Here is a 12,903-nt window from a genome sequence, read left to right as displayed (position 1 = left end):
GTTTTTTATCAGTATACCACAGCCTGCCGAAAAAGGACAGTCAAAAATAGACACCCGGCGGCAAAATCAGGAAAAAGCGCTTGAAAATCTCCTCCGACCGTGGTATCATGTATGTAACGTTTGGAACATTTAAGCTTCGGCTGAGAAAAGGGGTATCCGAATATGGAAAGTGCAGTGAAACGCATCGGCGTGCTGACCAGCGGCGGCGACGCTCCCGGCATGAACGCCGCCATCCGTGCGGTGGTGCGGACGGCAATGAAGAACAGCATCGAGTGCGTGGGCATCCGCCGGGGCTGGGCGGGCCTTATCGCCGGGGATATCTGTCCCATGAATTCCGGCAGCGTCAGCCGCATCATCAACCGGGGCGGCACCATTCTCTACACCGCCCGCAGCGACGAGTTCCGCACGCCAGAGGGACAGAAGAAGGCCGCCAACACCTGCAAGCTGCTGGGGCTGGACGGCATCGTGGCCATCGGCGGCGACGGCACCTTCCGGGGGGCGCAGGATCTGTCCAGATTCGGCGTGTCCGTGGTGGGTGTGCCGGGTACCATCGACAACGACATCGTCTGCACCGACTATACCATCGGCTTCGATACCGCCGCCAATACCGCCGTGGAGTGCATTGACCGTCTGCGGGACACCATGCAGTCCCACGAACGCTGCTCCGTGGTGGAGGTCATGGGCCGTCACGCCGGGTATCTGGCTCTGTATGTGGGCGTAGCCGTGGGGGCCACCGCTGTGCTGGTACCGGAGCATCAGTATGACTTTGAAAAGCACGTGGCCGAGAAGATCCGCGCAGCCCGGTTGGGGGGCAAAACCAACTTCATGATCGTGGTGGCCGAGGGTGCCGCCAGCGCCATGGATGTGGGCAAGGAGATCAAAGAGCATCTGGGGCTTGACCCCCGTGTCACCATTCTGGGCCACATCCAGCGGGGCGGCAGTCCCACCGCCAAGGATCGTGTGCTGGCCACCCGCATGGGCTACGAGGCGGTGCGGGTGCTGGCCGAGGGCATGACCAACCGGGTCATATGCGTCCGGGATGACCAGATCGTCAACGTGGATATCGATGAGGGACTGGCCATGAAAAAGACCCTCAACGCCGAGGAATTCGAGGTCATGACCGTTATGACCGGTGTGTGAGCCATATACGAAATAGAATAAGAGTATCCCATGGAGGAGAAGCACAGCTTCTTCTCCATGGTCTTTTTGTGCAAAAAGCGTTGACGGACATCGAATCTTATGGTTCGTAATAGGAAACTTTTCTTATGCTCCCTCTGCGTCACGGAGCGCTGTTTGTTGTGTTCTGCGCCGAACCTGCCTGTTTTGTCAAAAATGTTCATCTGTTATTGTGCATTTTTGCCGCCGCGCCCCCTCACGGGGTGCATGGATTGAAATCATAGTTGATAATTCAAGATATACATGGTATACTTAGCCGCACCCCCTCACGGGGCGCATGGATTGAAATTCATTGTTCTGACGCAGGTACAGTCAGGCAGAGTCGCCGCCTCCCTACACGGCATAGAGAAAAAATGTTCCAAAGGAGTGCTGTCCGAATGAATCCTGCTGATATCATCAAAGATGCTGTTGCACTTATCAAAGAATATGCACAGGAACTCAGTCAAAAAGAGCACAGAAATGATGTTGAATCCGGGGAATTGATCGGCTATACTGAGGCTCTTAGTGTACTTCAGGATGCGTGTTCGCCAGATATGCGCCGTGAAATCGGTCTTGATTTCGATATCGACGCAGCATACCTGAATAGTACGAAAAAAGGAGAGACTTGCTGTTATGACCTCGATGGAAAAGAAATTGACTGAAAACCGATTAACCGAACCACGGAGGAAAAAGGCAAGCCCTTGATGTTGACATTCTGCCCAGCATAGGTTATACTGCCAATATAACCATTCCGCAGAAGCTGCCGGGACGCTATTGTAAGCCCGGAAGAGCGAAGAAGCGGGATGGTTCTTTTTTATGTCCAGCATGGACTCGGAGTTTTTCGCCATTTGGGCGGCGATCCGCAGCACGTCCCGGTCGGAAAGCGGCGAGCTGCGAATTTGTGCTTGACTTTCCGTCTGGCCCTGTGCTACAATATCTCCAGTGGTGGATGTGGCCAATTCTCTGGCCCGCCCCACTTTTTTTATTGGGCTGATATCATACAGGTATTTTACACCGTTTGTGGATGTTGCGATGTGAAGCGTCGCCTCCCATACGGTGTTATTTTTATCCTGTAAATATGTAATTCGCTTGTCCCATGCGTTCTTCCCGTTGTTGTCCAACCACCCATGGGGGTAAGAAGCAGGTTTACTTTCCTTATACTGGGAAGTTCGGATCACCTCATCCGCCAAAACGACGGTTTCCTGCTTAATCTTTACAGCGTTCCCCTTTACAGCAATATCTTTTGTAGCGGCAACCTTCCGCCCATTCCGGTTGCGGAACTTCTCGCTGGGAGCTGCGATGCGGATATCCACCGCTTCCCCGTTGGGGTCATAGGCCGTGATGGTCTGGCCCCCCAACTCCTTCACCCGCTCACGCATCATCTCCTTGCGCTCTGCGTCCGTCAGCCCCTCCAGCAGCGTGGAATCCAGATAGACACCCTTGCCGTAATTCCTCCCGTCCTCGCCCTTGATCTCCCGGATAGAGAACTGATCCTTTACTCCCCGCTGATTCTCCGAGCTTCGTCCAGAAGCTCTTCCGGCGTTGCGTTCATGTTGTCCGCTATGAATTCTGCCATTTTCATCGCCGTTTCGTCCTCCCCGGCCACTTTGCAGAACACTGCCGCCCTGACCCATTCGGGAATGCTGATGTACTTCAAGCCACCTTTTAAAATCGACTGTGCTTCCGTCATTGTTCGAGCCCTCCATATAAACATTAATATTCTTAGCTTCTTTAACAGCTTGTTTGCCGCCCACTGCATACAGCGGAGTGGCTTCGGTGCCATCGCCAATGCCGTACAAGGCGAACACCTGTACGCCTTTTTCATCAGCATACACCCACTTGGTTGCCTCGTCAAGAAAGTTTTCCCCGCTTTTGATCTCGTCGTTCATCCGCCGTTCCAGCAGCTCCCACTCCGCTCGTTTCAGCTGCGGCCGCCAATACTTGCCCCTTGCCATGTACTGGGTTTCGCCGCCCTCGCTCCGGGTCTCCGCTCCCTGATAGCTCTCCACCGCTGCCGTGGCCGCCTTGTCATAGGCTTCCACAATGCGCTCCAGATAGTGCAGTCCGCCGTCCCGCATCTCCTTCAAGAGCGCCGCCTCCGCCTTGGTGTTGGTGGTCAGCCCATCGAAGTACGCCTTCACCTTGGCGATGAAGTCCTTCAGTTTGCCGATGAGCTTTTCCGTCCCCCACACTCCCCGTCGGCAGCGAGACACAAAAAATTCCCGGAGAGCCTTCGTTCTCCGGGAATTTTTTATGAGTCAATAGACGCTATCAAGCCTTGCCGGCGCAGCCCAGCACGTCCACCAGCTTGTGGCGCACCAGCTCCTTGATGTTGGCACGGGCGGGCTTCAGATACTCACGGGGGTCGAACTTGTCGGGATGCTCCTCCATGAACTGACGGATGGTGCCGGTCATAGCCAGCCGCAGATCAGAGTCGATATTGATCTTGCACACGGACAGCTTGGCCGCCTCACGCAGCTGCTCCTCCGGCACACCGATGGCATTGGGCATCCGGCCGCCGTGGTCGTTGATCATCTTCACGTACTCCTGCGGCACGGAGGAAGAGCCGTGCAGCACGATGGGGAAGCCGGGCAGACGGCGGGAGACCTCCTTCAGCACGTCGAACCGCAGGGGAGGCGGCACCAGAATGCCCTGCTCGTTGCGGGTACACTGCTCAGGCTTGAACTTATAGGCGCCGTGGCTGGTACCGATGGCGATGGCCAGAGAGTCGCAGCCGGTCTTGGACACGAACTCCTCCACCTCCTCCGGACGGGTATAGGATGCCTCATGAGCGGCCACCTTCACCTCATCCTCAATGCCGGCCAGCGTACCAAGCTCGGCCTCCACCACCACGCCGTGGTCGTGGGCATACTCCACCACACGCTTGGTGATCTCGATGTTCTCGGCAAAGGGCTTGGAGGATGCGTCGATCATCACAGAGGTAAAGCCGCCGTCGATGCAGCTCTTGCAGGTCTCGAAGTCGGGACCGTGGTCCAGATGCAGCACGATGGGGATATCGGGGCAGCACTCCACAGCGGCCTCCACCAGCTTCACCAGATAAGTGTGGTTGGCATAGGCACGGGCGCCCTTGCTGACCTGAAGGATCACGGGGGCGTGCTCCTCCTGGCAGGCCTCGGTGATGCCCTGTACGATCTCCATGTTGTTGACGTTGAAAGCGCCGATGGCGTAGCCGCCGTTATAGGCCTTTTCAAACATTTCCTTGGAAGTGACCAGTGGCATAAAAATCGCTCCTTTAGCAAAATAGTTCTTGACTTGTACGGAATGATTGGAATAATATATCCATGGCTTATTGTATCACACTTTTTCTTTTTTGCAACCCCCAGTCATTTACTTTATGGCATTTCCGTGCTAAACTGATAGAGCTTGATTAAAAATTCTTCTGTGGAGGTATAGATCATGAAAGAATTAAAGGGTGCCTGCATCATCGGACAGTCCGGCGGGCCTACATCGGTCATCAACGCCAGTGCCTACGGTGTCATCGACACGGCGCTGAAGTCCCCCTGCATCACGCAGGTGCTGGGCGCCGAGCACGGCATCAAGGGCGTGCTGAATGACCGTCTGTTCGACATGGGGCTGGAGGACCCGGAGGAGCTGCGGCTGCTGAAATACACTCCCTCCTCTGCTCTGGGCTCTTGCCGCTATAAGATCGCAGACCCGGAAAAGGACGATACCGACTATCGCCGGATCCTGGAGGTGTTCAAGAAGCATAACGTCCGCTACTTCTTCTATAACGGCGGCAACGACTCCATGGATACCTGCAACAAAATCAACACCTATATGCAATCCGTGGGCTACGAGTGCCGGGTCATGGGCGTACCCAAGACCATCGATAACGACCTCTTCGGTACCGACCACTGCCCCGGCTACGCCTCGGCGGCCAAGTACATCGCCACGTCCATGATGGAGGTCTATCACGACGCCCATGTCTATGACACCGGCATGATCGTGGTCATGGAGATCATGGGCCGCCACGCCGGCTGGCTGGCCGCCTCTGCGGCGCTGGCGTCGGAGTACGGCGCAGGTCCCGACCTCATTTATCTGCCGGAAACGGATTTCAGTATGCCCAAGTTCATCGAGGACGTGAAGCGGGTCTATGCTGAAAAGGGCAGCTGCATCATCGCCGTCTCCGAGGGCATCCACTATGAGGACGGCGGCTTCGTCTCCGAGGCCAAGGTAGCCGCCAATGACGGCTTCGGCCATGCTCAGCTGGGCGGTCTGGCCGCCATTCTGGCGCAGGTGCTGAAGGAGGAGACCGGCGCCAAGGTCCGTGGCATCGAGCTGAATCTGCTGCAGCGCTGCGGCGCACATCTGGCCTCCGAGACGGATATCGAGGAGTCCTTTATGGCGGGCAAGGCCGCCGTGGAAAACGCCGTCAACGGCATCAACGGCCGCATGATCGGTTTTGAGCGCGGCGTCCGGGACGGCCGCTATGCCTGCAAAACCAAGCTGATCCCTCTGATGGAGGTGGCCAATGTGGAGAAGAAAATCCCCCGTGAGTGGATCAATGCCGAGGGCAACGGCGTAAACCACCAGTTCATCGAGTACGCCCTGCCTCTGATTCAGGGTGAGCCGGATCTGCCCAAGGTGGACTCTCTCCCCCGCTTCGCCAAGCTGAAGAAAATTCTGGCAAAATAATTGCAGCCATAAAAAATGTCCGGCCATAGGGCCGGACATTTTTTGCAGTTCTCCTACTGATCGAAGGAGGGGTTGACGAAGTAGAGATTCTTCTGATCCATCTTCTCCTTTGCCAGCCGCAGCCCCTCGCCGAAGCGCTGGAAATGGACGATCTCACGGGCCCGCAGGAACTTGATGACATCGTTGACGTCGGGGTCATCCGACAACCGCAGGATGTTGTCATAGGTCACACGGGCCTTCTGCTCTGCTGCAAGGTCCTCTGTCAGATCTGCAATCAGGTCCCCCTTCACCGCCATGGAGGCGGCGTTCCACGGGAAGCCGGAGGCGGCAGTGGGATAGACCCCGGCGGTGTGATCCACGAAGTACGCTTCATAGCCGGCGTCCTTTACCTCCTGCTCCGTCATGTTCCTGGTCAGCTGGTGAACGATGGTTCCCACCATCTCCAGATGCCCCAGCTCCTCCACACCAATATCCGTCAGCAGCGCCTTCAGCTCCGGGTATGGCATGGTGTAGCGCTGGCTGAGATACCGCAGGGAGGCTCCCAGCTCTCCGTCCGGCCCGCCGTACTGGCTGATGATGAAGGCCGCCAGTTTGGGATTGGGGTTGGCGATGCGTACCGGGTATTGCAGCTTCTTCTCATAGACAAACATCAGTCCGAACCTCCTTCATCCCAGGGCCACGGGTCCTTGAGCCACCGGTAGCCGCCCTCGGTAACGGTGGTCTGGGTCAAGGGGCCGTACTGCGCCTCATAGCGGGCTCTCCCCTCCTGCGCCAACCGGATATATTCCCAGTAGAGGGCCAGCACCTCCTGATCCTCGGCATGGGTCACCAGATACAGCCCCAGCTCGTCGATGGCGAAATCCAGTGCCATCAGCTCTGACAGCGCCGTGTTGGCCGCCGGGAACCGGCTTTTCAGCTCCTTATGAAACGGCAGGTCCAGTCCGGGGAACAGCGTCCCCTGCTGCAAGGCCTCCCGCTGATCGTAGCGCTTGGGGTCCTGCCCCTGCATAGCCACAAAGGGAAACGCCATAGCGGCGCACCGTCCCGGCAGCTGCCCCTTCCCCTCCGGGCACTTATTCTCCGCCGCAGCGTTGGTGATTTCTGTGTACAAGAGTCCTTCCTCCTCACAGGTCATGTGTGAGCCAAGCGGCTCATCCCATTCTATGCCACCGCCGTGAAACTGGGGACTTCCCTTTTCGGAAACTTATGGTATAATGTCTCTAACGTATCTTTATCATAGGAGGAATCAGATATGGCAAACCAGATCATCCCCCAGCGCAGTGAGGTTCCGGAGGAATACACATGGAACCTGAAGGACCTGTATGAAAGCGATCAGGCTTGGAATGAAGAATACGAAGCCCTGAAGGCCCTCCCGAAGCAGATCGCCGCCTTCCGTGGCACGCTGGGCCGCAGTGCCGAGGACCTGCTGGCATGGTTCCGGCTCCAGGATCAGGTGGAGGAGCGGTTGAGCCGCCTGTATGGCTACGCCAGCTGCAAGGGCGACGAGGACACCGGCAACAGTTTCTATCAGGATATGCGCGGCAAAGCCATGAGCACGCTGGTGACCATCTCCAGCGCCGCCGCCTTCGCCACCCCGGAGATCATGGAGATCCCGGAGGATACCCTGAATCTGTTCTACACCGCCCAGCCGGAGCTGGAGACCTACCGCCGCAGCCTGTATCAGATCCGCCGCCGCAAGGCCCATATCCTCTCCCCTGCCGAGGAGAAGCTGCTGGCCTCCGCCGGCGAGATGGCCAACGCCTCCGAGAACGTAGCCAGCGTGTTCCGCAACGCCGATATGGTCTATCCTGACGTGGTGGACGAGGCCGGCAATGCCCATCAGCTGACGGACGCCACCTTCGTCCCCATGCTGATGAGCCCCGACCGGGAACTGCGCCGCCGTGCCTTCGAGACCTACTACAAGGCGCTGGGCCAGTATAAGAACACCGTGGCCGCCACGCTGGACGGCCAGTTCAAGCAGCTGTGCTTCTTCGCCAACGCCCGCCACTACGACAGCACCCTTCAGGCATCTCTGGACGCCACCGAGGTGCCGGTGCCGGTGTATCTGAACCTCATTGAGGCAGTCCACGGCAATCTGGATAAGATGTACCGCTATGTGGCCCTGCGAAAAAAGGTCATGGGCGTGGACGAGCTGCATATGTACGACGTCTATACCCCCATTGTGGCGGACGCCGACAAGGAGATCACCTATGAGCAGGCCAAGGAGACCGTGCTGGAGGCCCTCCATGTGCTGGGCGATGACTATGTGGCTCTGCTGAAGGAGGGCTTCAACAACCGCTGGATCGACGTCTACGAGAACGTGGGCAAGCGTGGCGGCGCCTATTCCTCCGGCATCAGCCGTCCCCACCCCTATGTGCTGCTGAACCACAAGAACAATCTGGACTGCCAGTTCACGCTGGCCCACGAAATGGGCCACGCCCTGCACAGCTACCACAGCTGCAAGTATCAGCCCATCAGCACCAGCGACTATGTCATCTTCGTAGCCGAGGTGGCCTCCACCTGCAACGAGGTACTGCTGATGCGCCACCTGCTGAGCAAGACCACCGACAAGAAGCAGCGTGCCTATCTCATCAACCACTTCCTGGATCAGTTCAAGGGTACCGTGTACCGCCAGACCATGTTCGCTGAGTTCGAACTGGCCATGGGCAAGATGGCCGAAAACGGCGAGGCCCTGACGGCGGACGCCCTGTGCAGGAAGTATCATGAACTCAATAAGCTCTACTTCGGCCCGGATATGATCTCCGATGACCAGATCGCTCTGGAGTGGGCCAGAATCCCCCACTTCTTCTATAACTACTATGTGTTCCAGTACGCCACCGGTTTCTCCGCCGCCGTTGCCATCGCCAACCGCATCCTCAAGGAGGGCGCTCCCGCCGTGGCGGACTATAAGAAGTTCCTCTCCGGCGGCTGCAGCACCGACCCCATCAGCCTGCTGAAGATCGCCGGCGTGGATATGAGTTCTCCGGAGCCCGTCAACAGCGCTCTGGCCCTGTTTGGTGAGCTGGTAGACGAGCTGGCAGAGCTGCTGTAAAGCAGTTTTCCTGCACAGCTATCCCGACCTATGACCATCCCCCATTCCGCTGCCCCGGCAGAATGGGGGATGCCTTTCGGAATGATCTCATCCAAACCTCATACCAAAACTCCCCCTGCGCCATATGGCGCAGGGGGAGTTTTACACGATTTGACGGGATGTGCCTTCCCTTTAGTCTACAATATCCACCGAAGCCTTCACGCCGGTGCGCTGTGCGTAGGAGCGGATCAGGGTACGGATCTCCTTGGCGATGCGGCCCTGACGGCCGATGACCCGGCCCATATCCTCCGGGGCCACACGCAGCTCCAGCGTCAGCTCATCGCCGGTTTCTACCTCCGTCACAGTGACCTGATCGGGATGCTGAACAAGGCTTCTGGCGATGTAGAGCAGCAGCTCCTTCATGCCTCTGCCTCCGCTTTACTGAACGTCGACTTTCTTCAGCAGAGCACGAACGGTCTCAGTGGGCTGAGCACCGGTCTTGATCCACTCACGGGCCCGGTCAGCGTCGATCTTGATCTCAGCGGGAGACACGCAGGGGTTGTAGGTGCCGATCTCCTCGATGAAACGGCCGTCACGGGGATAGCGGGAATCCGCCACTACCACACGATAGTAAGGAGCCTTCTTAGCGCCCATTCTTCTCAGTCTGATCTTAACCATGATGTTTTTCCTCCAATAATGTAAAATAGAATTGTATTTGATAAATGCTCCTGCACTTATTTACGGTCTTTGCGCCGGTCACTTCAGCCGCTTCTTACGCCCGAAGCCCTGCATTTTTCCACGGCCACCCATACCGGGCATTCCGCCCATGCCGGGGATCCCCCGGAAGCGTCCCTTGCTCATGGACTTGGTGAGCTGCTGGAGCATCTCGAAGGACTTCAGCAGCCGGTTCACATCCACCACCTGCAAGCCGCAGCCTGCGGCGATGCGCCGTTTGCGGCTGGCGTTGAGGATCTGGGGATTCTCCCGCTCCAGCGGCGTCATGGAGAGGATGATGGCCTTGGTGTGGGCCATCTGTTTTTCATCGATCTGGCTGGCATCCAGCTGCTTGCCCAGATTCCCCGGCAGCATCCCGGCGATCTGGCTCAGGTCGCCCATGTTCTGCAGCTGTTCCATCTGATCCAGATAGTCCGTCAACGTCAGTCGGTTCTTGCGGAGCTTCTCCTCCAGCTTCTTGGCCTGCTTCTCGTCGTACTGCTGCTCCGCCTTCTCGATGAAGGTCAGCATATCGCCCATGCCCAGGATCCGGGAGGCCATGCGCTCCGGATGGAACAGCTCGATCATGTCCAGCTTCTCGCCGGTACCCACGAACTTGATGGGCTTGCCGGTGGCCGCCCGGATGGAGAGCGCTGCACCGCCACGGGCGTCGCCGTCCAGCTTGGTGAGAAGCACACCGTCGATACCCAGCGCCTCGTCAAAGGCGGAGGCGGCATTCACCGCATCCTGACCGGTCATGGCATCCACCACCAGCAGGATCTCTGTGGGCTTCACCGCCGCCTTGATGGCCTTCAGCTCGTCCATCAGGGCCTCATCGATATGCAGCCGTCCTGCGGTATCCAGAAAGACCATGTCGTTGCCGTGGTCCCTGGCGTACTTGACGGCCTCCTCGGCAATGTGTACCGGGTCCGCCTGACCCATTTCAAACACCGGGATATCCAACTGTTTGCCCACTACCTGCAGCTGGTTGATAGCGGCCGGACGGTACACATCGCAGGCCACCAGCAACGGCCGCTTGCCGAACTGTCGGCGCATCAGGCCCGCCAGCTTGGCGCCGTTGGTGGTCTTACCGGCACCCTGCAGACCCACCATCATCACAATGGTGGGGCCCTTGGAGGCAAAGGTCAGCCGAGCGTTGGAGCCGCCCATCAGGGCCGTTAGCTCCTCGTTGACGATCTTGACGATCTGCTGACCGGGGGTCAGGCTGTCCAGCACATCTGCGCCTACACAGCGATCTGTGACCTGCGCCACAAAATCCTTGACCACCTTATAGCTGACGTCCGCCTCCAGCAGCGCCAGCCGCACCTCACGCATCCCCTCCCGGACATCCGCCTCGGTGAGACGGCCCTTGCCACGGAGCTTTTTGAATGCGGCGTTGAGTTTTTCGGAAAGTCCTTCAAATGCCATAGCTTACTCCCTCAGAGCGGCGGCATATTCGCAGATCTGCGCCGTCAGCCGTTCCAGCTCCGGATTCTCATACTGCCGGTAGTTGATAGTTCTGATCTCCTTGGCGGCGTCCTCAATGCCCTGCACCTTCTTCTGCATCTGCATGAAGCGCCGGATGAGACCCGTCTTATCCTCCAGCTCCGTCATGGCGGCCTCCGCCCGGACAATGACGTCCCGGACGCCCTGCCGGGAGATGCCGTAGTTCTCAGCGATCTCCGCCAGTGACAGATCCTCATTGTAGTAAAGATCAAAGAACTCCTTCTGCCGGTCCGTGAGGATCTCCCCATAAAAATCGAACAGCATCGTCATGCGATAGGTCTGGTTTTTCACGAAGATCCCTCCTATGTAAAGTCGATTTGCTTTACAAGCATGACTATCATACCCTATTCTTCCCCTCTTGTCAAGGTGAATTTTGCGGCAAACGAAAGTTTTTCCTCTACTGCTGCTGGTATTTTTCATGGAATAATTCTGCATTTTGCTTGCACAATTCCGTTGGTTTGGCTATAATAGACTGGATGCTAATGTGAAATATGAAGGAATGAACCCATGAGTACTGTTATCACCTCTGTGGATCACCGCAGCCCGGCCCAGCGGGCGGGGGTCCGGCCCGGAGAGAAGCTGCTGACCATCAACGGCCACGAGATCGTGGACGTGCTGGACTACCGCTTCTACGGATACGATGCCAAATGCCGGCTGGAGCTGCTGGAGCCCAACGGTTCCGTGCGGAATGTACAGATCAAAAAGGAAGAGGGCCTGGATCTTGGGCTGAATTTCGACACCTATCTGATGGACGAAATGCGCTGCTGCGCCAACCACTGTGTGTTCTGCTTTGTGGACCAGATGCCCCCCGGAATGCGCCAGACCCTCTATTTTAAGGACGACGACGCCCGGCTGAGTTTTCTGCAGGGCAACTATATCACCCTCACCAACCTGACGGAACGGGAGGCCCAGCGCATCATCGACCTGCGCATCAGCCCCATCAACGTCTCCGTCCACACCACGGACCCCCAGCTCCACTGCACCATGCTGGGCAACAAGAACGCCGTGCGCTCTCTGGAGTATATGCGCCGGTTCTGTGAGGCCGGCATCGTCATGAACGGGCAGATCGTCATCTGCCCCGGCTGGAACGACGGCGACCAGCTGCGCCGCACCCTGCGGGACCTGACGGAGATGGAGTTCTCCAGCTGCTCGCTGGTGCCGGTGGGCATCACCAAGTACCGCAAGGGCCTTGCCAAGCTGCGCCCCGTGGACGCCGCCACCGCCGCCGAGATCATCGACATCGCAGACGAATTCGGCCGGGAGAATCTGGAGCGCTTCGGCACCCGGCGCTTTTTCTGCGCCGACGAGCTGTTCCTGCGGGCGGGCCGCCCCCTGCCGGAGGAGGACTACTACGAGGGCTACCGCCAGCTGGAAAACGGCGTGGGGATGCTGCGCTCGCTGGGGGACGATTTTCTGGCAGCGCTGGATACGGTGGATGTACCGGAGGAATTTTCCTCCTTCACCATCGCCACCGGCACGGCGGCGGCCCCCTTCCTGACGGGACTGGTGCAGCAGGCACAGGCCCGCTTTCCCGACCTCCGGGGCGAGGTGGTGGCCATCGACAACGACTTCTTCGGCCACACCATCGACGTGGCGGGCCTGCTGACGGGACAGGACATCTCCGCCCAGCTGCAAAAGCGGCCGCTGGGAGACCGGGTGCTGATCCCGCTGCATATGCTGCGGCACGGTGAAACGGTATTTCTGGATGATTATACAGTAGAGCGTCTGTCTCAGGAGCTGGACCGCCCCGTACAGGTGGTGGGTCTGGACGGCTTCGATCTGGCCGACGCCCTCTTTGCCCCGGCGGAAAGCCGGCAGGACAACGGAAGGAGCTGATACCC

Annotated in this window: 12 protein-coding genes; 4 read left to right on the top strand and 8 right to left on the bottom strand. The window is 58.1% G+C overall.

Annotated elements, in window-relative coordinates; translation table 11 throughout:
* Positions 1 to 162: 162 nt before the first annotated feature.
* The gene (pfkA, locus tag KJS28_RS03920; protein ID WP_213541819.1) at positions 163 to 1,140 is read left to right on the top strand and encodes a 6-phosphofructokinase; all 978 of its coding nucleotides are present in this window, start codon (positions 163 to 165) and stop codon (positions 1,138 to 1,140) included.
* 302 nt (positions 1,141 to 1,442) lie between these two features.
* Here pfkA and KJS28_RS03915 read toward each other — a convergent pair whose 3' ends face one another.
* Both KJS28_RS03915 and fba read right to left on the bottom strand, forming a co-directional pair.
* Positions 1,443 to 3,347 carry a hypothetical protein gene (locus tag KJS28_RS03915; protein ID WP_213541818.1) on the bottom strand — a complete coding sequence of 635 codons (1,905 nt, stop codon included), beginning with the start codon at positions 3,345 to 3,347 and terminating at the stop codon, positions 1,443 to 1,445.
* Positions 3,348 to 3,426: 79 nt separating this feature from the next.
* Positions 3,427 to 4,395 carry a class II fructose-1,6-bisphosphate aldolase gene (fba, locus tag KJS28_RS03910; protein WP_213541817.1) on the bottom strand — a complete coding sequence of 323 codons (969 nt, stop codon included), beginning with the start codon at positions 4,393 to 4,395 and terminating at the stop codon, positions 3,427 to 3,429.
* Between the two features lie 177 nt (positions 4,396 to 4,572).
* Here fba and KJS28_RS03905 point away from each other — a divergent pair, with 177 nt between their 5' ends.
* A complete protein-coding gene (locus KJS28_RS03905) occupies positions 4,573 to 5,811 on the top strand; it encodes a 6-phosphofructokinase (protein WP_213541816.1) in 1,239 nt (412 codons plus the stop codon).
* A 53-nt stretch (positions 5,812 to 5,864) separates the two neighbouring features.
* Here KJS28_RS03905 and KJS28_RS03900 read toward each other — a convergent pair whose 3' ends face one another.
* Entirely contained in the window at positions 5,865 to 6,461 is a 597-nt protein-coding gene (locus KJS28_RS03900) for a manganese catalase family protein (RefSeq protein ID WP_213541815.1), read from the bottom strand.
* Positions 6,461 to 6,922, bottom strand: coding sequence for a spore coat protein CotJB (locus tag KJS28_RS03895; RefSeq protein WP_021859130.1), 462 nt, complete (start codon positions 6,920 to 6,922; stop codon positions 6,461 to 6,463). Before KJS28_RS03895 ends, KJS28_RS03900 begins: the two co-directional genes overlap by 1 nt.
* Before the next feature lie 141 nt (positions 6,923 to 7,063).
* Here KJS28_RS03895 and pepF point away from each other — a divergent pair, with 141 nt between their 5' ends.
* A complete protein-coding gene (pepF, locus tag KJS28_RS03890; RefSeq protein WP_213541813.1) occupies positions 7,064 to 8,863 on the top strand; it encodes an oligoendopeptidase F in 1,800 nt (599 codons plus the stop codon).
* Between the two features lie 171 nt (positions 8,864 to 9,034).
* On the opposite strand, the gene KJS28_RS03885 is transcribed toward pepF, so the two are convergent.
* The 4 genes from KJS28_RS03885 to ylxM all read right to left on the bottom strand — a co-directional run bounded on the left by KJS28_RS03885 (position 9,035) and on the right by ylxM (position 11,353).
* Positions 9,035 to 9,265: a KH domain-containing protein gene (locus KJS28_RS03885; protein ID WP_021859132.1), complete on the bottom strand. Its 231-nt coding sequence runs from the start codon at positions 9,263 to 9,265 to the stop codon at positions 9,035 to 9,037.
* Between the two features lie 15 nt (positions 9,266 to 9,280).
* Complete coding sequence (gene rpsP, locus KJS28_RS03880; protein ID WP_021859133.1) at positions 9,281 to 9,520, bottom strand: 30S ribosomal protein S16; 240 nt, start codon at positions 9,518 to 9,520, stop codon at positions 9,281 to 9,283.
* Between the two features lie 78 nt (positions 9,521 to 9,598).
* On the bottom strand, positions 9,599 to 10,984 hold the full coding sequence (gene ffh / locus KJS28_RS03875) for a signal recognition particle protein (RefSeq protein WP_213541812.1): 1,386 nt from the start codon (positions 10,982 to 10,984) through the stop codon (positions 9,599 to 9,601).
* 3 nt (positions 10,985 to 10,987) lie between these two features.
* Positions 10,988 to 11,353 (bottom strand): YlxM family DNA-binding protein, encoded by a 366-nt coding sequence (ylxM, locus tag KJS28_RS03870; protein WP_021859135.1) that lies wholly within the window; start codon positions 11,351 to 11,353, stop codon positions 10,988 to 10,990.
* A 216-nt stretch (positions 11,354 to 11,569) separates the two neighbouring features.
* On the opposite strand from ylxM, the gene KJS28_RS03865 reads away from it, so the two are divergent.
* The gene (locus tag KJS28_RS03865; protein ID WP_213541811.1) at positions 11,570 to 12,898 is read left to right on the top strand and encodes a DUF512 domain-containing protein; all 1,329 of its coding nucleotides are present in this window, start codon (positions 11,570 to 11,572) and stop codon (positions 12,896 to 12,898) included.
* The last annotated feature ends 5 nt before the right edge of the window (positions 12,899 to 12,903 follow it).

Source organism: Vescimonas coprocola (assembly GCF_018408575.1).
GTDB lineage: Bacteria > Bacillota > Clostridia > Oscillospirales > Oscillospiraceae > Vescimonas > Vescimonas coprocola.
This window is presented reverse-complemented; position numbering and strand designations above follow the sequence as displayed.

Excerpts from the sequence above, each read along its gene's own strand:
- pfkA (WP_213541819.1), top strand. The coding sequence starts at position 163 with ATGGAAAGTGCAGTGAAACGCATCGGCGTGCTGACCAGCGGCGGCGAC.
- fba (WP_213541817.1), bottom strand. The coding sequence starts at position 4,395 with ATGCCACTGGTCACTTCCAAGGAAATGTTTGAAAAGGCCTATAACGGC.
- KJS28_RS03905 (WP_213541816.1), top strand. The coding sequence starts at position 4,573 with ATGAAAGAATTAAAGGGTGCCTGCATCATCGGACAGTCCGGCGGGCCT.
- KJS28_RS03900 (WP_213541815.1), bottom strand. The coding sequence starts at position 6,461 with ATGTTTGTCTATGAGAAGAAGCTGCAATACCCGGTACGCATCGCCAAC.
- pepF (WP_213541813.1), top strand. The coding sequence starts at position 7,064 with ATGGCAAACCAGATCATCCCCCAGCGCAGTGAGGTTCCGGAGGAATAC.
- KJS28_RS03885 (WP_021859132.1), bottom strand. The coding sequence starts at position 9,265 with ATGAAGGAGCTGCTGCTCTACATCGCCAGAAGCCTTGTTCAGCATCCC.
- rpsP (WP_021859133.1), bottom strand. The coding sequence starts at position 9,520 with ATGGTTAAGATCAGACTGAGAAGAATGGGCGCTAAGAAGGCTCCTTAC.
- ffh (WP_213541812.1), bottom strand. The coding sequence starts at position 10,984 with ATGGCATTTGAAGGACTTTCCGAAAAACTCAACGCCGCATTCAAAAAG.
- KJS28_RS03865 (WP_213541811.1), top strand. The coding sequence starts at position 11,570 with ATGAGTACTGTTATCACCTCTGTGGATCACCGCAGCCCGGCCCAGCGG.